This is a genomic window from Variovorax sp. YR266, from assembly GCF_900107295.1.
GTDB lineage: Bacteria > Pseudomonadota > Gammaproteobacteria > Burkholderiales > Burkholderiaceae_C > Variovorax.
Genome location: NZ_FNPM01000010.1, coordinates 177,575 through 197,555 on the forward strand (window position 1 = coordinate 177,575; position 19,981 = coordinate 197,555).

The 19,981-nt window shown below is 66.5% G+C and carries 19 protein-coding genes; all 19 read right to left on the bottom strand.

The genetic code is table 11. The features are described from left to right. Window positions 1-2 precede the first annotated feature (2 nt). The 19 genes from flhF to fliD all read right to left on the bottom strand — a co-directional run bounded on the left by flhF (window position 3) and on the right by fliD (window position 19,934). Window positions 3-2,438: a flagellar biosynthesis GTPase FlhF gene (gene flhF / locus BLW48_RS25320; RefSeq protein WP_093178157.1), complete on the bottom strand. Its 2,436-nt coding sequence runs from the start codon at window positions 2,436-2,438 to the stop codon at window positions 3-5. After that, window positions 2,435-4,534, bottom strand: a complete 2,100-nt coding sequence (flhA, locus tag BLW48_RS25325; protein ID WP_093058577.1) for a flagellar biosynthesis protein FlhA — start codon at window positions 4,532-4,534, stop codon at window positions 2,435-2,437. The genes flhF and flhA overlap by 4 nt, the downstream gene beginning before the upstream one ends. After that, a complete protein-coding gene (gene flhB, locus BLW48_RS25330) occupies window positions 4,531-5,673 on the bottom strand; it encodes a flagellar biosynthesis protein FlhB (protein WP_093178159.1) in 1,143 nt (380 codons plus the stop codon). Before flhB ends, flhA begins: the two co-directional genes overlap by 4 nt. Window positions 5,674-5,816: 143 nt before the next feature. Then, complete coding sequence (cheZ, locus tag BLW48_RS25335; protein ID WP_093058575.1) at window positions 5,817-6,458, bottom strand: protein phosphatase CheZ; 642 nt, start codon at window positions 6,456-6,458, stop codon at window positions 5,817-5,819. A gap of 1 nt (window position 6,459) precedes the next feature. Beyond that, the gene (gene cheY / locus BLW48_RS25340; RefSeq protein WP_172839779.1) at window positions 6,460-6,855 is read right to left on the bottom strand and encodes a chemotaxis response regulator CheY; all 396 of its coding nucleotides are present in this window, start codon (window positions 6,853-6,855) and stop codon (window positions 6,460-6,462) included. A 31-nt stretch (window positions 6,856-6,886) separates the two neighbouring features. After that, window positions 6,887-7,912 (bottom strand): protein-glutamate methylesterase/protein-glutamine glutaminase, encoded by a 1,026-nt coding sequence (locus BLW48_RS25345; protein WP_371127568.1) that lies wholly within the window; start codon window positions 7,910-7,912, stop codon window positions 6,887-6,889. Window positions 7,913-7,968: 56 nt separating this feature from the next. Next, window positions 7,969-8,607, bottom strand: a complete 639-nt coding sequence (gene cheD, locus BLW48_RS25350) for a chemoreceptor glutamine deamidase CheD (RefSeq protein ID WP_093178162.1) — start codon at window positions 8,605-8,607, stop codon at window positions 7,969-7,971. After that, entirely contained in the window at window positions 8,604-9,443 is an 840-nt protein-coding gene (locus tag BLW48_RS25355; RefSeq protein ID WP_371127567.1) for a CheR family methyltransferase, read from the bottom strand. The genes cheD and BLW48_RS25355 overlap by 4 nt, the downstream gene beginning before the upstream one ends. A 94-nt stretch (window positions 9,444-9,537) precedes the next feature. Continuing rightward, window positions 9,538-10,857, bottom strand: a complete 1,320-nt coding sequence (locus BLW48_RS25360; RefSeq protein ID WP_093178165.1) for an EAL and HDOD domain-containing protein — start codon at window positions 10,855-10,857, stop codon at window positions 9,538-9,540. A 29-nt stretch (window positions 10,858-10,886) separates the two neighbouring features. Continuing rightward, window positions 10,887-12,950: a chemotaxis protein CheA gene (gene cheA / locus BLW48_RS25365; RefSeq protein ID WP_093178167.1), complete on the bottom strand. Its 2,064-nt coding sequence runs from the start codon at window positions 12,948-12,950 to the stop codon at window positions 10,887-10,889. Window positions 12,951-12,975: 25 nt separating this feature from the next. Further along, window positions 12,976-13,854: a flagellar motor protein MotB gene (gene motB, locus BLW48_RS25370; RefSeq protein WP_093077275.1), complete on the bottom strand. Its 879-nt coding sequence runs from the start codon at window positions 13,852-13,854 to the stop codon at window positions 12,976-12,978. Window positions 13,855-13,867: 13 nt separating this feature from the next. After that, window positions 13,868-14,728, bottom strand: a complete 861-nt coding sequence (gene motA / locus BLW48_RS25375) for a flagellar motor stator protein MotA (protein ID WP_093058568.1) — start codon at window positions 14,726-14,728, stop codon at window positions 13,868-13,870. A 78-nt stretch (window positions 14,729-14,806) separates the two neighbouring features. Further along, window positions 14,807-15,394, bottom strand: coding sequence for a flagellar transcriptional regulator FlhC (gene flhC / locus BLW48_RS25380; protein WP_093058567.1), 588 nt, complete (start codon window positions 15,392-15,394; stop codon window positions 14,807-14,809). Continuing rightward, window positions 15,391-15,783 carry a flagellar transcriptional regulator FlhD gene (gene flhD, locus BLW48_RS25385; RefSeq protein WP_371127410.1) on the bottom strand — a complete coding sequence of 131 codons (393 nt, stop codon included), beginning with the start codon at window positions 15,781-15,783 and terminating at the stop codon, window positions 15,391-15,393. Before flhD ends, flhC begins: the two co-directional genes overlap by 4 nt. A 304-nt stretch (window positions 15,784-16,087) precedes the next feature. Further along, window positions 16,088-16,363, bottom strand: a complete 276-nt coding sequence (locus BLW48_RS25390; RefSeq protein WP_093077277.1) for an EscU/YscU/HrcU family type III secretion system export apparatus switch protein — start codon at window positions 16,361-16,363, stop codon at window positions 16,088-16,090. After that, window positions 16,360-17,655: a flagellar hook-length control protein FliK gene (locus tag BLW48_RS25395; RefSeq protein WP_093178168.1), complete on the bottom strand. Its 1,296-nt coding sequence runs from the start codon at window positions 17,653-17,655 to the stop codon at window positions 16,360-16,362. Before BLW48_RS25395 ends, BLW48_RS25390 begins: the two co-directional genes overlap by 4 nt. A gap of 34 nt (window positions 17,656-17,689) precedes the next feature. Next, window positions 17,690-18,022 carry a flagellar protein FliT gene (locus BLW48_RS25400; RefSeq protein WP_256216787.1) on the bottom strand — a complete coding sequence of 111 codons (333 nt, stop codon included), beginning with the start codon at window positions 18,020-18,022 and terminating at the stop codon, window positions 17,690-17,692. Window positions 18,023-18,052: 30 nt separating this feature from the next. Next, window positions 18,053-18,472, bottom strand: coding sequence for a flagellar export chaperone FliS (gene fliS / locus BLW48_RS25405; protein ID WP_093178170.1), 420 nt, complete (start codon window positions 18,470-18,472; stop codon window positions 18,053-18,055). Between the two features lie 19 nt (window positions 18,473-18,491). Continuing rightward, window positions 18,492-19,934 carry a flagellar filament capping protein FliD gene (gene fliD / locus BLW48_RS25410; protein ID WP_093058562.1) on the bottom strand — a complete coding sequence of 481 codons (1,443 nt, stop codon included), beginning with the start codon at window positions 19,932-19,934 and terminating at the stop codon, window positions 18,492-18,494. Window positions 19,935-19,981 lie beyond the last annotated feature (47 nt).

A 19,981-nucleotide genomic window follows, 5' to 3' on the forward strand; every position in this document is an offset into this window, starting at 1 on the left:
CCTCAACCCAACTTCTCCAGCGCACGCGGCGCCTGCGTGGGAGCGGTCGACTCGGTGCCCAGCGCCTCCAGCAGCAGAAAGAGCTTGCCCACGCCCGCATACAGAGCACTGCCGCTCATGGCCCGTCCGTTGCGCGCCGGGCGCCCCGTGAGCTGGCCCAGCAGCGCGCGCGTGCGGTCGGCCCAATCGCCTTCGGCTTGCAGCAGGCGCCACACGGTGGTGGTCATCTGGCCGGCGATCAGCAGCCGCTTCATGATGTCGGGGTCGCCCAGTTCGCCGATGCCGCCGACCATCTGCACACCGTCGCGCAGCAGTCGGAAGCAGGGCTCGGCGTCGCTGGCCCAGCCCTGCCATTGCGCGAGCTGCTGCGTGGAAACGTCCGCGCCGATATTGGTCAATGCATGGCCCTGCGCCAGCACGTTGCCGGTGCGCGCATCGACCACCCGCGTGGCGACGCAGCGCAGCGCGGGCATCGCATCGCGCCCGATGCCCGCCGCCATGGCGGCCGCGTTGAAGCGCAGCACCACGTCGGCATGCGCCTCGCTGCGCAACGCCGCCTTGCCGCGAAAGCGCACGGGCCGCCCCTCGCCGAATTCGAAGTCCATGCGAGCGAGCGTGTCGGGTGCGCCGGTGCGCACGTCGATCACCGCGGTGGAGCCCGGCGCGCGCGCAAGCCAGCGCTGGCCCGCGGCCTGCCACTGCACCATGGCCTCGATGCCGGGCAGTCTCGTCAACAGATGCACCAGCGGCTTGTGGCCGAAGTCCTGCTGGCGCAGCCACGGCACCTGGCGTGCACCGGGCTTGCGCGCGGCGTCTTTCATGCCGCGGGTGGCGGCGGTCGACAGCCACTGGTTCGGCGCTGCCAGCGGCAGGCCCGTGCGGTCCGACAGCAGCAGGCTGCCGTGGCATTCATAGGCGTCGCCGCCTTCATTCGAGCGCAGCCCGACCTGCCCGCACAGCGCGAGCACATGGGTCTCGCAGCCAGCGGCCACTTCGCTGCGCGCATGCACCATCAGGTCGTGCAGCACGGCTTTCTGGCCGGAGCCTTCGTCGCCGGCCTGGCGCCACAGTGCGCGCGAACGCTCGAAGCCGATCTGTGCGCCCGCCAGCGCGCTCGCGGTGGTGGCGAGCTCTTGCGCGTCGTGCGCCATGGCGCGAATCAGGTTCTGGTACTTCAGCCGCAGGCGGTCGGTCTCGCCCTGCGCCTGCACCACCTGCGCCGAGGGGCCCGCGCCCGCCGGCTCCTCGTGCAGATCGCTTTCCGCGGGCACGAACAGCGGGCTGTGCTGGCGCGGCTGGAACACGCTGTCCACCAGCTGCGCGCGGTCGGCCTGCATCAGGTTCTCAGGCACCTTCTGGCCGCTGGAGATGTAGTGCACCGGCAGGCGGTGGCGGATCACGGTGTCGATCAGTGCGCCCGGATGCGTGGCCTCGTCGACCTTTGTGAAGATGCAGCCGGTGAGCTCGTTGCCATGGCGGTAGGCGTGCACCACCTCGTTGAGCGTGTCGCCGTGGCTGGTGGCGTTGAGCAGCAGCAGCCGCTTCACGGGCCGCTGGCTCTGGCCGAGCATCGCGATCTGCTCGGACACGGCGCGGTCGCGCTGGCTCATGCCGACGGTGTCGATCAGCACCATGTGCTTGTCGCGCAGGTCCTGCAGCACCAGGTGCAGGTCGGCCGCATCCTTCACGGCGTACACCGGCACATTAAGGATCTGGCCGTAGATGCGCAGCTGCTCGTAGGCGCCGATACGGTAGCTGTCGGTGGTCACCAGCGCGAGCTTGTCAGCGCCGAAGCGCATCACGCAGCGCGCGGCCAGCTTGGCGGTGGTGGTGGTCTTGCCGACACCGGTCGGGCCCATCAGGGCGTAGACGCCGCCCTGCGCGAACAGCGCGTCTTCGTCTTCATGCACGGGCACGGCGCGGATCAGCTCCGAGCGCACGTAGGCCATGCCTTCGGCGTACGTCTGGCCGGTGGGCATCTTCTCCAGCATGGCCTTCGACAGGCCCGCGCTGAAGCCGGCGCCAAGCAGCGTGCGCAGCAGGCGGCCGCGCACCGGGTCGCGGCGCTGCTTGTCGTTCCACACGACGCTGGCGAGCTGCTCTTCGATCATGCCGCGCATGGAATGCAGTTCGGTGAGCACGGTGTCAGCGGGTGCGGGTGCAGGAGCGGGCACAGGGGCCGCCACAGGCACGGGGACCGATGCCACGGGCCCCGCGATCACCACGGGCTTCGCAGGCACAGGCGCGGTGTCTTTCAACACCCCCTGCACTTCGCCCTCGACCATTGCGACGATCTCGACGCCCTCGGCCATTGCGCGATGCGTCAGCACGATGGCGTCGGCGCCCAGCGCCTCCCTCACCATCCTCAGGGCTTCGCGGCTGGTGGCCGCGACGAATTTGCGCGCGGTGGTGCGCACGTCGGTCTGCTTGGAATTCAACCTCGTCCTCCGATGGCGGTGGTGATCTTGATGGTGCGGGAGTCAGGAATCTCCGCATGCGAAAGCACTTTCAGCTGCGGCAGGCTGCGCCGCAGGAATCTGGACAGCAGCACGCGCAGCGCGTGCTGCACCACGAGCACCGGCGCCAGGCCCATCTGCTCCTGGCGCAGGATCGCGGCCTGCGCCTGCCTGAGCAGGTTGTCGGCAATGCCGGGCTCGATGCCGCTGCTGTTGGTCAAGGCCTGCTGCAGCACGCCGTCGAGCGAGCCGTCGAGGCCGATCACCTGCATCTCGGTGTCGCCCGGGAACAGCTGCTGCGTGATGGCGCGGCCCAGCGCCAGGCGCGTGAGCGTGGTGAGTTCGGTCGGGTCCTTGATGGTCGGCGCATGCTCGGCCATCACGTCGAGGATGGTGCGCATGTCGCGGATGGGCACCTCTTCGTCGAGCAGGTTCTGCAGCACCTTGTGCAGCGTGCTGAGCGACAGCACCTTCGGCACCAGGTCTTCCGTGAGCTTGGGCGCGGTCTTGGCGATCTGGTCGAGCAGCTGCTGCACTTCCTGGCGGCCCAGCAGTTCTGCGGCATGCGTCTGGATCAGGTGGTTCAGGTGCGTGGCCATCACCGTGCAGGCATCGACCACCGTGTAGCCCTGCACCTGCGCCTGTTGCCGCAGGCTGGCGTCGATCCACACCGCCGCCAGGCCGAAGGCCGGGTCGCGCGTGGGCGTGCCGGGCAGCGTGCCCGTCACCTGCCCGGGGTTGATGGCCATCCACTGGTTGGGGAAGGCCTCGCCGCGCCCGATCTCCACGTCCTTCAGGCTGATGACGTAGGTGTTGGGCTTGATCTCCAGGTTGTCGCGGATGTGCACCACCGGCACCAGGAAGCCGATCTCCTGCGCGATCTTCTTGCGGATGCTCTTGATGCGGCCCAGCAGCTCGCCCTGCTGCGACTGGTCCACCAGCGGAATGAGCCGGTAGCCGACCTGCATGCCCAGCGGGTCGACCATTGCAACGTCGTCCCACGTCGCTTCTTCCATCTCGGCCGAAGGCGCGGGGTTCGCGGCCTGCGCGGCGGCGGCTGCCTTCTGCGCGGCTTCCTGCGGCTTGCGCATCACAAGCCGTCGACCCAGCCACACCAGGCCGCCCGCGATCAGCAGGAACGCCAGGTTCGGCATACCCGGGATCATGCCCAGCAGGCCGACGATGCCGGCCGTGAGAAACAGCACCTGCGGGTTGGAAAAGAGCTGGCCCGTGAGCTGGCTGCCCACGTCTTCGTCGGTGGTCACGCGCGACACGATCACGCCGGCGGCGGTGGAGATAACGAGCGCCGGAATCTGCGCCACCAGGCCGTCGCCGATGGCCAGCAGCGTGTAGGTCTTGCCGGCAGTGGAAAAGTCGAGCCCGTGTTGCAGCATGCCGACCACCAGCCCGCCGATGATGTTGATCACCATGATGAGCAGGCCCGCGATCGCGTCGCCGCGAACGAACTTGCTGGCGCCGTCCATCGAGCCGTAGAAGTCGGCCTCTTGCGCAACCTCGGTGCGGCGCTTGCGGGCCACGTCTTCGCCGATCAGGCCGGCGTTGAGGTCGGCGTCGATGGCCATCTGCTTGCCCGGCATCGCGTCGAGCATGAAGCGCGCGCCCACCTCGGCAATGCGCCCCGCACCCTTGGTGATCACCATGAAGTTGATGAGCACGAGAATGATGAAGACCATCACACCCACCGCGAAGTTGCCGCCCACGAGAAAGTGCCCGAAGGCCTCGATCACCTTGCCCGCCGCGTCGGGCCCGGTGTGGCCGTGCATCAGCACCACGCGCGTGGACGCCACGTTCAGCGACAGGCGCAGCAGCGTCGAGAACAGCAGCACGGCCGGGAAGGCCGCGAAGTCCAGCGCCTTCATCGTGTACATGCTCACCAGCAGCACCATCACCGACATGGCGATATTGAAGGTGAACAGCAGGTCGAGCAGGAAGGGCGGCAGCGGCAGCACCATCATGCTCAGGATGAGGATGATGAGAATCGGCCCGGCCAGTCCCTTGAACTGCGAGCCGGAGAACAGACGCGTCGGCAGACGCATCAGGTTTGTCATCGCGTTCATGCGGCTTCCACTGTGTATTGAAGGTCTGCGGGCACCGGCAGGTCAGTCGGCGTGCGCGGGGCGTCGCCGCCCTCGGTCTTCCAGCGCCTGAGCTGGTACACCCAGGCCAGCACCTCGGCCACCGCGGTGTACAGGCCTGCCGGAATCTCATCGCCCAGCTTCGTGTGCTTGTAGAGAGCGCGCGCGAGCGGCGGCGCTTCGAGAATCGCGACCTTGTGCTCCAGCGCCATCTCGCGGATGCGCGCGGCCACAAGCTCGGTGCCCTTGGCCACCACGCGCGGTGCGCGCATGCCGCTGTCGGTGTACTTCAGCGCCACCGCAAAGTGCGTGGGGTTGGTCAGCACGATGTCTGCCTTGGGCACCTCGGCCATCATCCGGCGGCGCGCCATCTGCTGTTGCTGGCGGCGGATCGCGGCCTTGATGTGCGGATCGCCTTCGCTTTCCTTGTGCTCCTGGCGCAGGTCTTCGCGCGACATGCGCAGCTTGCGGTAGTAGCTCCAGAGCTGGAAGGGCACGTCGATCAGCGCCACGAGAAACAGCGTGGCCGCAATCAGCGCGCAATGCTTGGCCACCAGCACCATTGCGTGCGGCAGCGCGTAGTGCGCGGGCTGCGCCATCAGGTCCATCAGCGCGCCAATGTCGCGCGACACGACCCACCACGCCACGCCGCCGATCAACGCCGACTTGGCCAGCGCCTTGAAAAGCTCGGCCAGCGACTGCGCGGAAAACATGCGGCCGATGCCGGCCAGCGGATTGAGCTTGCTGAAGTTCGGTCCCACCGATTTGGTGGAGAACAGCCAGCCGCCGAGCATCAGCGGCGCGACCACGGCAGCGACGATCATCATCGCGAACAGCGGGCCGATGGCCGTGAGCGTGTGCATCGCCATCAGCCCGGTCTGGGCCAGCATGTGCGAAGGATCGAAAGCGCTGGCGCGGTCGAACTGCAGGCCGCGGTGCAGCGCACCGCTCATGCTCGTGCCCAGCGACTCCCCTGCGAACCACAGCCCCGCGCATGCGGTGCCCAGCATGACGAAGGTGGTGAGCTCGCGCGAACGGGCTACGTTGCCTTCCTCGCGCGCCTTCTCCAGGCGTCGCTCGGAGGCGGGTTCCGTTTTTTCGAGATCGCTTTCCTCAGCCATTCATGCTCCGAACCAGCAGTGGCGAAGTACGCCTTGCTCATGACCAAATTATTGAATTCGGTCGTCCGGAACAATCTGCCGATAAGGGCCCTTATCGCCCTGCTATTCGGACAATAGGCAGGGCCTGGAAGCCCGGCCCGGGCTCAGAAGCCGAGGCTCTCCAGCAAGTCGTCGACCTGCGCCTGGTCGGTCACCGCATCGGGATTGCCGGGCTTGACCTGCGGGCCGTTCTGCAGGCTGTGCGCGGCCTCCTGGCGCTTCTCGGGCGCGGAGTTGTCGATCAGCACTTGCAGCAGCTGCGTCTCCACGTCGTTGACCACTTCCATCATCTTCTTGATGACCTGACCGGTCAGATCCTGGAAGTCTTGCGCCATCAGGATTTCCATGAGCTGCGAGTTGATCGCGCCGGCGCGCTCCGGCACCTCGTTGAGGTAGCTGCGCGTGTCGAGCACGAGTTCGCGCGCATGGTCGAGCTCGATGGGGTTTTCGAACCACAGGTCCCAGCGCTTGCTGAGGCCCTTGGCATCGCTGGCCAGTGCTTCCTGCAACGGCTGTGCCACGTCGATGGCGTTGAGCGCGCGGTGCGCGGCACGCTCGGTGGTGGCAGCCACGTAGCTCAGGCGGTCGCGCGCATCCGGAATGGCTTGCGCGGCCTTGGCCACCTGCTTGTCTAGGCCCAGCTCGCGCAGGCCTTCGCGCAGTTGGCGCGTGAGCTGGCCGATGCGGCCCAGCAGTTCTTCGGCGGTGTTGGTGGGGTCCGCGGCCCCGGCAGCGTTCTGGCTCATGTCAGGCCGCTTCCTTCGCAAGCTTCTCGAAGATCTTGGTGATCTTCTCTTCGAGCGTGGCGGCGGTGAATGGCTTCACCACGTAGCCGTTGGCGCCGGCTTGAGCGGCCGCCACGATGTTCTCTTTCTTCGCCTCTGCGGTGACCATCAGCACCGGCAGCTTCTTCAGCTCGGGGTCGGCGCGAATGGTCTGCAGCATGGTCAGGCCGTCCATGTTCGGCATGTTCCAGTCGGACACCACGAAACCGAAATTGCCGCCGCGCAGTTTCTCGATGCCGGCCGCGCCGTCTTCCGCCTCGTCGACGTTGAGGAACTCCAGTTCCTTCAGCAGGTTGCGCACGATGCGGCGCATGGTCGGGAAGTCGTCCACAACCAGGATTTTGATGCTCTTGTCGATCACGATATTTCCAACTCCAACAGGTCGTTTTTCAAACTCGGTTCGCACGTTCGCCGAACGTGCGAAGGTGCGCCATCACCCGGCGGCTCACTTCGCTCAATGGGGACACGTCGTCCACCGCGCCCAGTGCGATGGCTTCGCGCGGCATGCCGAAGACAACGCAGCTGGCCTCGTCCTGCGCCAGCGTGTGCGCACCCGCGCGCTTCATGCGCAGCAGGCCTTCGGCGCCGTCCCTGCCCATGCCGGTCAGGATGATTCCGATGGCGTTCTTGCCCGCGTGCTTGGCCGCCGAATCGAACAGCACGTCGATCGACGGCCGGTGGCGGTTCACCGGTGGCTCCTGGTCGAGGTGGGCCACGTAGTTGGCGCCGCTGCGCGCGAGCGACAGGTGAAAGCCGCCGGGCGCGATGTAGGCATAGCCGGGCAGCACGCGCTCGCCGTGCTCGGCCTCTTTCACGTTGATGCGGCACAGGCCGTCGAGCCGCTGCGCGAACGAGCGGGTGAAGCCGGCCGGCATGTGCTGCGCGATCATCACCGCGGGCGAATCGGGCGGCAGCGGCTGCAGCACTTCGCGGATGGCCTCGGTGCCGCCGGTGGAGGCGCCGATGATGATGAGTTTTTCGGTGCTCAGCAACGGGCTGCGCAGCAGCGATTCGTGTGGCGCGTCGCCGCCAGGGCGCGGGGCCGTGGCATGCCGGCCGGGCAGCAGCCGCGCGCTCGCGGCCGTGCGGATCTTGCCGGCGATCAGTTCGGTGTAGTTGAGCAGGCCGTCGCGTACGCCCAGGCGCGGCTTGGTCACGAAGTCGATGGCGCCCAGCTCGAGCGCGCGCAGCGCGATCTCCGAGCCGCGCTCAGTCAGCGACGACACCATGACCACAGGCATGGGCCGCAACCGCATGAGCTTTTCGAGAAACTCCAGCCCGTCCATGCGCGGCATCTCGACGTCGAGCGTCAGCACGTCGGGGTTCGTGACCTTGATGAGGTCGCGCGCCACCAGCGGATCGGCCGCCGTGCCCACCACGGTCATGTCGCTCTGGCTGTTGATGATCTCCGTCATCACGCTGCGGATCAGTGCCGAGTCGTCGACGCACAGCACCTTGATTTTTTTATTGCTCACGGGTTTCCCTTGGTTGAGGCAGCCGGCGCCGCGCGAAGGCCGGACAGCCTGCGCAGCAACTCGCCCTCTTCGTTCTGCACCTGCGCCACTTCTGTCTGCGCACGCAGCTTGCGCACGATGGCCTTGCCGGTCGCCGGCACGAAGCACACGCGGCGCGCATGCGGCCCGCGCAGGTCTTGCGCGGCGACTTCGATGCGTTCGTTGCGCAGGTAGCGCAGCACGAAGTCGGCGTTGCGGTCGCCGATGTTGAGCGTGGTCATGTTGGCCAGCACCGCGCCGCCGCCGAACACCTTGGCGCGCAGCCGGTCGCGGCGCGCGCCCGCGCGCACCAGCTCGCGGATCAGGGTGTCCATGGCGTAGGCGCCGTAACGCATCGACTCGGAGGCATCCCGCGTGCCGGTGCCGGCGGCTTCGCCGTCGTCGGGCAGCATGAAATGGTTCATGCCGGCCACGCCAGCTTCCCTGTCGTGCAGGCAGGCGGCCACGCACGAACCGAGCACTGTGCTCAGCACGGTGTTGCTGGAAGTCACGTAGTACTCGGAGGGCAACAGCTTCACGGCCATGAGGCCGACGTCGCGGTCGAAGTAGTGGTGGCTGGCCACCGAGTCCGGTGCGGCAGGATTCGAAGCCATCATGGAACGCCCGTGGCACGCGCGCGCGCCAGCTCGTACACGGTCTGGCCCAACGGCCGGAAGGCCTGGTTGACGAGCGACGCGTTCTCCGAATGCCCCGCGAACAGCAGGCCATTCGGCTTGAGAAGCGGTGCAAAGCGGTCGAGCACCTTCTTCTGCGTCGGCTTGTCGAAATAGATCATCACGTTGCGGCAGAAGATCGCGTCCACCGGCTCCTTCACCGCCCACGCGCTGTCGAGCAGGTTGAGCCGCGAGAACTTCACCAGCGCCGCCACCTCGGGGCGTACTCGCGCCTTGCCCGCATTCGCGCCGGTGCCCTTGTTGAAGAAGCGCCGCAGCCGCTCGGGCGCGAGCCTGCGCACCTGCTCGGCGGTGAACACGCCGGTAGCCGCCTTGGCCAGCACCGAGGTGTCGATGTCGGTGGCGATCACACGCGACGAGCCCGCCTTGTCACCCAGCGCCTCCATCAGCGTGATGGCAATCGAATAGGGTTCCTCGCCCGTCGAGGCCGCCGCGCACCACACGGTGACGGGCTGCTTCGCCTTGCGCACGTGCTCGGCCAGCGTCGGGAAGTGATGGGCCTCGCGGAAGAACGAGGTCAGGTTGGTGGTGAGCGAGTTGATGAACAACTGCCACTCCTCGCCATCCTGCCGCCCTTCGAGCCAGTCGAGGTAGGTGGCGAAGTCGGGTACCTGGAGCTCTCTCAGCCGGCGCGAGAGCCGGCTGTACACCATCTGCCGCTTCTGCTCGCCCAGGGCGATGCCGGCGCGGCGGTGGATGAGGGTGCGGATCCGGGAAAAGTCGCTGTCGGTAAAAAGGAACTCGGTAGTCACGGCCATCCTGGAAGCTTGGCTTTCAATGTACATAGCGTCAGCCGTTTCCAATGGACCGATCAAACGAACAAATGCCCCGCACTTCCGGCCTCGCGCGCGTTCAGGGCCCGGCCGCGGCCGGGCTCGCGTCCTGCGCCCACACCAGCGCGGACAGCTGCGCCGCATTGACCTGGTCCGCGCTCAGGAACAGCGCTTCCGACAGGCGCGAAGCCTGTCCGTCGTCGAGCTCGCAGCTTTCGGCCAGCGCCACGAAGGGGCCGTACAGGCCGCCGCGCGAAAGAATGGCCTGCTGCACCGACTCGGTGAGCTGCACCTTGCGCAGCACGCCCTCCATCGACACGCCCAACAACTGGTCGAGCAGAGAGAACATGCCGGCCACGAACAGGTTGTCGGCCTCGCTGGCCGGCAGCATGCCCTGCCCCATCAGTTCGACGAAGCGTCCGCGCAGGATCGCCTTCTTCATCATGAAGGGCGAGCCGCCCTTGTTGCTGGTGGCCAGCAGCAGCGACAGCCAGCGGTACAGCGGCGAGTAGCCGAGCATGGCCACCGCATGGCGCAGCGAATGGATTTCCACCGCCATGCCGACCGAGGGCGAGTTGATGTAGCGCAGCAGCCGGTAGGTGAGCGCAGCGTCGTGCTTGAGCGCGGCCTCGATGACGCGCACGTCTTCGTTGCGCTGGAGCATCTGCATCAGCTGCACGATCAGCAGCGACTCGGGCTGCAGCGCGTCTTCGGTCTCGCGCACCGGCGGATTGCGGAACGCGCCTTCGATGAACACATTCACGCGGCGCCCGGCGCAGGCGTCGAATTCGTCCCAGTTTTCCACGCGCGAGGCGATCGGCTCGACCGGCGGATGGCCCAGCTCCGCGTCCCGGCGCAGCCGAGCCACGGCCTCGGCGTCGCGCGCATCCACCTCGAAGTGAGTGACGATGGCGCGCAGCTCGGGGTCTTCGGGCAGCGCAGTGGCGCCGCACAGCATGAAGCCGAAGCCCTGCTCGCGCAGGAACAGCAGGATGGAGCGCATGTCCGCGTCCAGCAATTCGTCCACGCCCATGCACAGCACCATGTGCTGTGGCGGCAGCGATTGCAGCTCGCTCTGGAACAGCGCATCTACCGTCACGTCGACGAACACCAGCTGCGGCCCCAGCAGCCAGCCCGCGGGCGTGGGGTTGAGGTGCATGGCGAGCGTGTCCATCAGCGCCTTGACGCCAGCAGCGCCGGACACGCCGGAGCCCTCGCCGCCCGCCGCGCGCCAGGCCATGCGATAGCCCATGACGCGCCGCTGCGCGTCGAGCAGCATGGCATAGGCCACGTGGCCGTCGGGCCCCGCGTCAGGCTGTGCCGACCCGTCGGTGCCGGCGCCAAGATCGGGGTTGGCCCCTGTGTCGCCGGAGGAACGCCGGAAGAAATCAAACCGCATTCAGCTGTCTCCGTGGGGTGTCAGAGCGATCAAAGCGCGATGGCGTCGGTGGCAATCCTCCGGGCGGCGCCCGCCAGCGCGGCCGTGCTCGCGGCCTGCGCGCGCTGGATGCGCGGCATGGCGCCCACGTCGATGATGAAAGCCACGCTGCCGTCGCCGAGGATGGTCGCGGCGGAAATTCCGGGCACCTTGCGGTAGTTGGTTTCCAGGTTCTTCACCACCACCTGGTGCTGTCCGAGCAGTTCGTCCACCAGCAGCGCGAATCGGCTGTCGTCGGCCTGCACGATCACCAGGATGCCCTGCGTGGGATGCGTCTGCGCACCCGACACGTCGAACACGCGGTGCAGTTCGATCAACGGCAGGTATTCGCCGCGCACGCGGATCACGTGGCCGTCGGCGGTAATGGAATGCAGGTGCTCCGGCAGCGGCTGCAGCGACTCGATGACGTAGCTCAGCGGAAGGATGTAGGCCTCGCTGCCCACCTTGACCGACATGCCGTTGAGGATGGCCAGCGTGAGCGGCAGCACGATGCGGGTGGTGGTGCCCTGCCCGCCGCGTGAGTGGATCTCCACGTGGCCGCCCATCTCCTGGATGTTGCGCTTGACCACGTCCATGCCCACGCCACGGCCCGAGATGTCGGTGACCTGTTCGGCTGTGGAGAAGCCGGGCGCGAAGATGAGCTGCCACACCTCTTCGTCGGGCATCGACTCGCTGACCGGCATGCCCTGCTGCATGGCCTTGGCCAGGATGCGCTCTCGGTTGAGGCCGCCGCCGTCGTCGCTCACCTCGATCACGATGTTGCCGCCGTGGTGCTGCGCCGACAGCAGCAGCTGTCCGGTGGCGTCCTTGCCCTTGGCCAGGCGCACCTCTGGCGTTTCGATGCCGTGGTCGAGGCTGTTGCGCACCAGGTGCGTGAGCGGGTCGACGATGCGTTCGATGAGGCCCTTGTCGAGCTCGGTTTCCTTGCCGTAGGTGTCCAGGCGAACCTGCTTGCCCAGCTTGGCGCTGACGTCGCGGATCACGCGCGGGAAGCGGCTGAACACATAGTCCATCGGCATCATGCGGATGGACATGACCGATTCCTGCAGGTCGCGCGCATTGCGCTCCAGGTGGCCGAGGCCGCTCAGGAAGCGCTCGTAGGCCACCGGGTCGAGCATGGTCGCGGCCTGCGTGAGCATCGACTGCGTGATGACGAGCTCGCCCACGAGGTTGATGAGCTGGTCGACTTTTTCGACATCGACGCGAATGGAGCTCGATTCCTTGGCGGCGGGTGCGGCGACCGATGCCGCTGCCTGCGGCTTCGATGCCTCGGCGACTACAGCAGGCTCGGGCACTGGCGCAGCCACGGGTGCCGGGGCTTCGGCCACGGCCGGAGCCTCTACGGCAGCAGCAGCGGCTTCATGCGTGATGTCGATCTGCGACTCGTCGATGACGAAGCAGCAGACCGCGACGATGTCGTCGGGCGCGCAGGTGGTTTCCAGCAGCACGGTCAGCTGGTCGTTGCTGCGCGTGCGCGACAACACCTTTCCGAGGTTGGCCAGCTCGCCCGCGAGCAGGTCGCATTCGCTGTCGGACAGGCGCGCGAAGCGGATGCGCAGCGCGCCGCTGCTCGACGCGGACGATGCGACCGACGCTGCAGGCGCAGCCACCGGCGCTGGAGCGGGAGCAGGCGCCGGTGCGGACACCTGCGCCACCGCGCTGTCGTCGCCGCTTTCCAGCGCGAGTTGCTGAAGCACGCCACAGATGTGCGCGACCATGTCCGGGTCCGGCTCCTTGCCGGCCTGGTAGGCAGTGAGTTGTTCTTGCAAGGCGTCCTTCGTTTCCAGGAATGCATCGATCATTCGGCCGTTCAGGCGCAGCTGCCCGTGGCGGGCGCGGTCCAGAAGCGACTCGAGAACGTGCGTGGTGTTGGTCAGGGCGACGAAACCGAAAGTCGCGGCGCCGCCCTTGATCGAGTGCGCCGCGCGGAAGATGGCGTTGAGCTGTTCGCTGTCGGGTGCCTCGACGTCGAGCTCCAGCAGCAGCTGCTCCATCTCCGCGAGCAGTTCGACGGCTTCGACAAAAAAGGCCTGGGTGAATTGACTGAGGTCCATCTCTTGAGCTCTTGTTGTTTTGTTGTTACGACGCCTTCGCGGCCGCCTTGCCGATGCGCGTGCCGGCAGGCTCGCTGCTGTTCTCGCGCTCGATGCGCTCCTGCGTGCGATGGTTGAGCAGGATGATGCTGATGCGCCGGTTGATCGGGTTGCGCGGATCGGCCTTGTCCAGGTGCATGCTGTCGGCCAGGCCGATCACGCGCAGCACCTTGTCCTCGGTCATGCCGCCGGCCACGAGCTCGCGCCGCGAGGCGTTGGCGCGGTCGGACGAGAGCTCCCAGTTGCCGTACGAACGGTCGTTGGTGTAGACGATGGCGTCGGTGTGGCCCGACAGCGTGATCTTGTTGGGCAGGCCGTTGAGCGCAGGTGCCAGCTCGCGCAGGATGGCGCGCATGTGCGGCACCACGCGGGCGCTGGCCAGCTCGAACATCGGGCGGTTCTCGGTGTCGACGATCTGCAGGCGCAGGCCCTCGGTGGTGATGTCGATCAGGATCTGCGAGCGGAACTGCTGGAACACCGGGCTCTTCTCGATCAGCTGGTCGAGCTTCCTCTTCATCTCGGCCAGGCGGGCGGCGTCGGCCTCGTCCTCGCTGGCCGTTTCGGTGAGCTTGACCTCGCCCTCGACGTGCATCGGATCGGCGCCGCCGCCGGGAATCATGCTGGTGCTGAGGCTGGACTTCTCGCCGCCGGCCAGCGCCACGCGCAGCGGCATGCGGAAGTGCTCGGCAATGCCTTCGCGCTGCTTCGGGCTCGAGATGGAGAGCAGCCACATCACGAGGAAGAAGGCCATCATGGCGGTCATGAAGTCGGCATAGGCGATCTTCCAGCCGCCGCCCGCATGGCCGCCGCCGCGCGCGCCCGCGTGCACGCGCTTGACGATGATCTGGGGCTTCGAGTCGCTCATGGCCGTGTATGCGTCAGCGCGCCTTGACTTCGCGGACGTGGTTGTCCAGCTCGGTGAAAGACGGGCGCTCGGTAGAGAACAGCACCTTGCGGCCGAACTCCACCGCAAGCTGCGGCGCGTAGCCGTTGAGGTTGGCCAGCAGCGTGACCTTGGCGCACTGGTAGATCTTCATGCCCTCTTCCACCTTCTGCTCGATCAGCGAGGCCAGCGGCGACACGAAGCCGTAGGCCAGCAGCACGCCGAGGAAGGTGCCCACCATCGCGTGGGCAATGAGCGCGCCCATCTCCGAAGGCGGCAGGTTGGCCGAGCCGAGCGCGTGCACAACGCCCATCACGGCCGCGACGATGCCCAGCGCGGGCAGTGCGTCGCCCACGCGCGAGAGGCTGTGGCCGGGCACCGCGGCTTCGTGGCGGATGGTTTCGATCTCGTGGTCCATCAGCGCCTCGATCTCGTGCGCATCGGTGTTGCCGCTGATGACCAGGCGCAGGTAGTCGCACAGGAAGACGGTGATGCCCTCGTGCGCCATGATGCTCGGGTAGCGCATGAAGATCTCGCTCTGGGTCGGGTCTTCGACGTCGGACTCCAGCTTCATCATCCCTTCCTTGCGGGCCTTGGCGAGCAGCTCGTACAGCAGCGCCATCAGGTCCATGTAGAGCTGGCGGTTGTGCTTGGAGGTGCGCAGCAGCAGCGGCAGCTCCTTGATGGTGGCCTTGATGGTCTTGCCGTTGTTGCCGGCAATGAACGCGCCCAGCGCGGAGCCGCCGATCATGAGCAACTCCACCGGCTGGAACAGGACGCCGAAGTGCCCGCCCATGAGGCCGTAGCCACCGAACACGGCACCTATCACCACGAGATATCCAGCCAGAACCAGCACGCGCTTCCCCTATCGCCCTGCGGCGTCGAATCAACAAACCCCAGGCCTCCGGACACCGGAGGCGGGGGCACTTTTTTCCTAGACGGCGCCGCCGATGTCGAGCACCGGCGCCACGGCGACGAGCCCACCCCGGCGCACCTCGGACAGCTTGGGCTTGCGCGCCTTGCCTGCGCGCGAAGGCGGACGGCACAGCACGCACACGTAGCCGTTCTTGTTGTCATGTGCGTGGGCCACGAAGTGGCCGCCGCAGCGGCTGCAGGTGCTCAGCTGCAGCATGTCGCTGTCGAAGAAGCGCACCATGGTCTCGGCGCGGGTGAAGTCGAGCACCACCTCGCCGCCTTGCGACTCGACCTGCTCGGTGTAGAGGCGATAGGCCTTGATGAGCGCAGGCAATTCGTTCTCGTCGGCTTCGTCGAGCATGAAGCGGTAGATGTTGTAGAACATCGACGAGTGGATGTTGGCCAGCCACGTCATGTACCAGTCGGTAGAGAACGGCAGCAGGCCCTTGGGCGGAGAAACGCCCTTGAGTTCCTTGTAGAGGCGTATCAGGCGCTCCCGGCTCAGCTTGACTGCCGCCTCCAGGAACTGCAGCCGGGCGCCGAGACCGATCAGCTCGATCGCGAGCTGGACCTGCCGGACCTCGCCCAGAACGCTCTTGCTGCTCACGCCGCGCTCGCTCCGCGCATCGGCGCCTGGGCTTGAGCCTGGGCCTGTCGCGCAGCCATCAGGATCGACATATGCGCCTGCTGCAGCGCCGGCTCCTTGCCCTCGCCGACCACCGCGAACATCGGTCGGTCGTCCAGGCGGAAGCTGCACAGCAGGAAGTTGGAAGCAGCCAGCTTCACGATCTGGCTGAGCGACATGTTCGCCAGCAGATCGGCAAGCTCGCGCCCCACTCCCAGGCGGAACATGGCCTCGGCCCGATCCTGCTTGACCAGCTTCTGCGCCAGCAGCATATAGGCCAGATTTATCTCGCCGATTTCTCTCGAAATCACGCCGTTTGCGGTGATGTTGCAATTTTCCACGTCTGATCCCATTTCCGATTCAAAGCTCACTTCGTGCTCCTATCAATCGTGTATACATTATATACACAAAGTTTTACATGTTGAAGTGTTTTGTATGACAGGAGACCAAAAAAGGTAGGAGTCGTCTGACAGAAACGCCACTTGTCCCCACGGAGAGTGAGGGTCATAAGCGTTACACAATCACGTAACAAGTTGTTCCAATCGCGAGTTTTTGGGCAGTAATTTATTCATCAGAGGCATCGAATTAATAAATACTATGGCCTTGTTTTGATTCACTGATAAATCTCTTGCATGAATATCCGTATTCATTATTTGCCATTGATTCGTTGTTCAATTAGTCGCCTGCGCGACCTTCGAGGCCGTAGATCCACGCCATGACCTCGGCCACCGCGAGGTACAGCTGCGGCGGTATCTGCTGATCGAGGTCGACCTGCATCAGCAGCTTCACGAGGTCGGCCGACGAGTGCACGTAAAGCCCGTTCTCGCGCGCCTCGCGCATGATCGATTCGGCCACCACGCCATAGCCCTTGGCCACGACAACCGGGGCCCGTGTCTTGTCCGCATACGAAAGCGCGACGGCGCTGTTGCGGTTGTCGAGCACTTCGTTCATGCCGCCGCCTTCGCCATGACCTGCACTTGCTGCAGCCGCAGGCCCGCTGCGTCGAAGCGCTTCGCGAGCCGGCCCGTGTCGCCGCGCAGGCGCGCCATGGTGGCGGTCTCGCGCGCAAAGAGATGCGCTTGCACGGCAGAGCCGTCGAGACTCAGGCGCAGATCGACTTCGCCGAGCCGCGGCAGCGCCAGCGACACCGTGGTCGACCAGCGGCGCGTGCCCTCTTCTTCCGCCGCGGCGCCATCTCGCTGCTGCGCCTGCTCTTCCTCGATGGACCAGCTCATCGGCACGTCGGGCCAGGCCTGCCCGCTCCAGCGGAAGACTGCGCTGGCCAGCAGGTCGAGCTGCTGGTGCACGATCGTGACGGCCTGCGGATGAATCACTTCGGCGCCGCGCGATGCCGATACGGCAGCAGCGCCGTCGGCCTGGCGTGCGGAATCGCCGGCACGATGCGCGGGCATCGAATCGAGCATGCCGCCGACCTGCGCGCTCTCGGGTTGGCGATAGGCCGCCTGCACGCGCGCGGCATCGTTCGATACGGCTTGCCCGGAAACATGGGCGGGGTCTTGTGCGGAACGAGCGGCTTCCTGTGGCTGCGCATCTGTGGCGGGCACCTGCGGCACAGGCGCATTCTCAACAGTGCGGAATGCATCGCCCTGTGGTACCGATACCACCATGGCTTGCACCAAGAGCGCCGGCGACACACCGGACACCCCCACGGAGGTCGCGGAGGCAGGCGCCTGCGCAACCACAGCCACGGCTGCAGCCAATGCCGCCACATCGGGCCTCGCAGCCACCGGCGCCGACCAGCGCGCCTGCGGCTCCTGCGCCATCTGCGCGAGCGTGCGGCTGCCGGCCGCGAACTCCGCCAGGTGCGATTCATAGAAGAGACCGCTGTCCGACACCGTCTGCGCCAGCGCGCCGGCCAACGCCGCAGCGCTCGCAGGCTGCCCGCGCGACGACAGCAGCGGCGCCGCGCCGCGCACCGGCCCCGGCTGCGCCTGCAGGTCGGCCAGCACCGCGCCGATGACGCGCGCCGCGACCGACAGCCGCATGGCCACCGACGGCGTCGCACCCGCGCCTGCATGCGCCGTGCCGCCGGCCATCGCGCCCGGCAGTTGCCGGTCGAGCGCGGCATTGGAAGGCAGCCGCACGTCGTTGTCGACCTTGCCGACAGGCATGGCCGGCCCCGGCGCGCCGATGACGGCCTCGGCCTTGATGCCCAGCACGTCGAGCCGCGGCGCCAGCCTTGCGGCCAGCAGCGCATCGAGTAGTCCGGCGAGTGCAGTCATGGTGCGGCTTCTTCGGCGTTTCTTCGGGCCGCGCTCAGTGCGGCGGCCCGTAGGCTCTGCCGAGGTTCTTCTGCTGGGTGAGATACCCCATCCGGCCGATCAGGTCCTCGATCTGCGGCTTGATGAGGCCCGACACCTCGGCCTGGTCCGAGCGGATGCGTTCGAGCAAATCGAGCACGTGCTCGACCTGCATCGAATCCAGCGTCTCGAACGGTTCGATGGCGCGCAATCGCTCGACCATGGCCGCGCAACGCTCTTCGAGCGCGGGGAGCCGGCCCCATTCCTTGGCGCGTGCCAACACCAGCATCGATGCAATGCTGGTTGCCAGCTCCTCGTAGCAATGAACGACCTCACTCCGGAATGCCATGTTGTCCTGTCTCATTTTTGCGGTTGCATTTCAGCTGCGGACCCGGTCGTCGATCTCCCGCCAGGCGGAAGCGACGTTCTCGAGCAGCCGGTCAGCCTCGTCCAGGGCCTGCACGTCGTTGTGCAGGTTGGCGCGAAACAGCCGCTGCACGATGTAGTCGTACAGCGCCGACAGGTTGCGCACGAGTTCGGCACCGGCATCGCCGGCGGCCTGGGCGTCGAGCGCGGCCTTCAGGCCGTTGTCGACGATGCCGATGGCCTTGGAGATCGCATTGCCCTTGGCTTCGATATCGCCGGCCGCCATGTGGTGGCGGGCCATGCCGATGGCGGTCTTCGCGCCATCGAAGAGCATCACGATGAGCTGGTGCGGCGACGCGCTCATCGCGCTCGTTTCCACACCGACGCGCGCATAAGCGCCGGCGCCGGTGCGCATGTTGTGGGAGGTGTACATCGGCTGGTGCCCCGCTTGCTTACTTGCTGCTGTTCGACATCGCTTCGAACTGCTGCGTGAGATAGGACTTCGTGTTGTTCATGCTGTTGATCAGCACGTCGAGCTGGTTGAACTGCTTGCGGTAGCGGTCGACCGTGGCGTCCACGCGCAGTTGCATCGCGTCGTACTGGTCGTCGAGCTGCTTGATGGTGGAGGTCACGCCGTCGCTGGCCACCTTCAGGGCGCCGGTGTTGAGGTCGGTCACCAGCGCATCGATCTGCTTGCCGTAGCCGGCCGTGCTGCCGGTGGCGCTCGAGAAGAGGTTCGCCACGCCCTTCAGGTTGTTGGCGAGGGCCTTGTCGAGCTTGTCGGAATCCACGGCCAGCGTGCCGTCCTTCTGGAAGGCCACGCCGATCTCGGTGAGCACCTTCATGTCGTTGGTGCCGCCGGCCTGCGGCGTGGTGAGCGCCTGGCGGATGCGCGTCTGAAGGTTGCGCAGCGTGCTGTCGCCCACCAGCGCGGCGGCGGTGTTGGTGTCGGCGTCGTACGTGGTCAGCGACGCGGCGGTGCTCTGGAGGCTGTTGTAGGCCTTCACGAAATCGTTGATCGCCGTCTTCACGCCGGCCGTGTTTTCCTTCATCGACAGGCCGGTCTTGCCGGTGTTCACCAGCGTCAGCGTTGCGCCCTGGATGGCTTCCTTCACGGTGTTACTCGCGCTGGTGACGTCGATGCCGTTGACGTTGAGCTTGGCGTTCTGCGCCGCTGCCGTCTGCTTCAGGTTCTGCGTGCCGGCCGGGTCGTTGTTCAGCAGGTTCTGCAGCGTCGCATCGCCGTCCACAGAGATGCGCATGCTCGATTTCTCACCGGTCTGCGTAGAGGTCAGCACCAGCCGGTTGGGCGAGCCGCTGCCGTCGTTCACGATGGTGGCCGTCACGCCCGCATTGGCGCCGTTGATCGCGTTGCGGATGCCTTCCAGCGTGTTGTTGGTCGGGTCGATGGTGATCGACTTCGCGGTCTGGCTCGCATCCGCGGTGAACGTGGCGCCGGTGTACTGGCCGGTCGTGGCGTTGAGCGTGCCGCCCGTGATGGCGCCGAAGTCGATGGTGATCTTGCCGTTGCCGATCGCGGTCTTGGTGTCGACCTGGCCCGCGGTGATGACGGTCTGCGCCTGCGCGAGCTGCGACACGTCGATGGTGTAGTTGCCCGCGGCGCTCACGTCCGTGGCGGATGCCGACAGGATGCCGCTGACGGTCGGCGTGCCGGTCACGCTCTGGAACAGCGTCGGGTCGCCCAGCTTCTTGGCAGCCGTCTGCAGCGTGCTGAGCGCGCTCTGGATCGTGCCGTAGGCGGACAGCTTGCTCGTGTAGCTCTTGGCCTTCGCCTGCAGTGCCACCAGGGGCTGGCTCTCGGCGGTCTGGAGTTGCGTGAGCAAGCTGGCAAGGTCGAGATTGGCGCCGACGCCGAGGCTGCTGATGGTTGCCATGTGAAAGCTTTCCTGAATTGGGTGTTCTGCTACGAATGAAGAATCTG

Bases quoted from the DNA above. Each gene is read 5' to 3' on its own strand.
- cheA (WP_093178167.1), bottom strand. From the start codon at position 12,950: ATGGACCTCAGTCAATTCACCCAGGCCTTTTTTGTCGAAGCCGTCGAA.
- BLW48_RS25390 (WP_093077277.1), bottom strand. From the start codon at position 16,363: ATGAACGAAGTGCTCGACAACCGCAACAGCGCCGTCGCGCTTTCGTAT.
- flhB (WP_093178159.1), bottom strand. From the start codon at position 5,673: ATGGCTGAGGAAAGCGATCTCGAAAAAACGGAACCCGCCTCCGAGCGA.
- BLW48_RS25395 (WP_093178168.1), bottom strand. From the start codon at position 17,655: ATGACTGCACTCGCCGGACTACTCGATGCGCTGCTGGCCGCAAGGCTG.
- motB (WP_093077275.1), bottom strand. From the start codon at position 13,854: ATGAGCGACTCGAAGCCCCAGATCATCGTCAAGCGCGTGCACGCGGGC.
- cheZ (WP_093058575.1), bottom strand. From the start codon at position 6,458: ATGAGCCAGAACGCTGCCGGGGCCGCGGACCCCACCAACACCGCCGAA.
- BLW48_RS25345 (WP_371127568.1), bottom strand. From the start codon at position 7,912: ATGACGGAGATCATCAACAGCCAGAGCGACATGACCGTGGTGGGCACG.
- fliD (WP_093058562.1), bottom strand. From the start codon at position 19,934: ATGGCAACCATCAGCAGCCTCGGCGTCGGCGCCAATCTCGACCTTGCC.
- BLW48_RS25360 (WP_093178165.1), bottom strand. From the start codon at position 10,857: ATGCGGTTTGATTTCTTCCGGCGTTCCTCCGGCGACACAGGGGCCAAC.
- flhA (WP_093058577.1), bottom strand. From the start codon at position 4,534: ATGAACGCGATGACAAACCTGATGCGTCTGCCGACGCGTCTGTTCTCC.
- BLW48_RS25355 (WP_371127567.1), bottom strand. From the start codon at position 9,443: ATGGCCGTGACTACCGAGTTCCTTTTTACCGACAGCGACTTTTCCCGG.
- cheD (WP_093178162.1), bottom strand. From the start codon at position 8,607: ATGATGGCTTCGAATCCTGCCGCACCGGACTCGGTGGCCAGCCACCAC.
- BLW48_RS25400 (WP_256216787.1), bottom strand. From the start codon at position 18,022: ATGGCATTCCGGAGTGAGGTCGTTCATTGCTACGAGGAGCTGGCAACC.
- fliS (WP_093178170.1), bottom strand. From the start codon at position 18,472: ATGTACACCTCCCACAACATGCGCACCGGCGCCGGCGCTTATGCGCGC.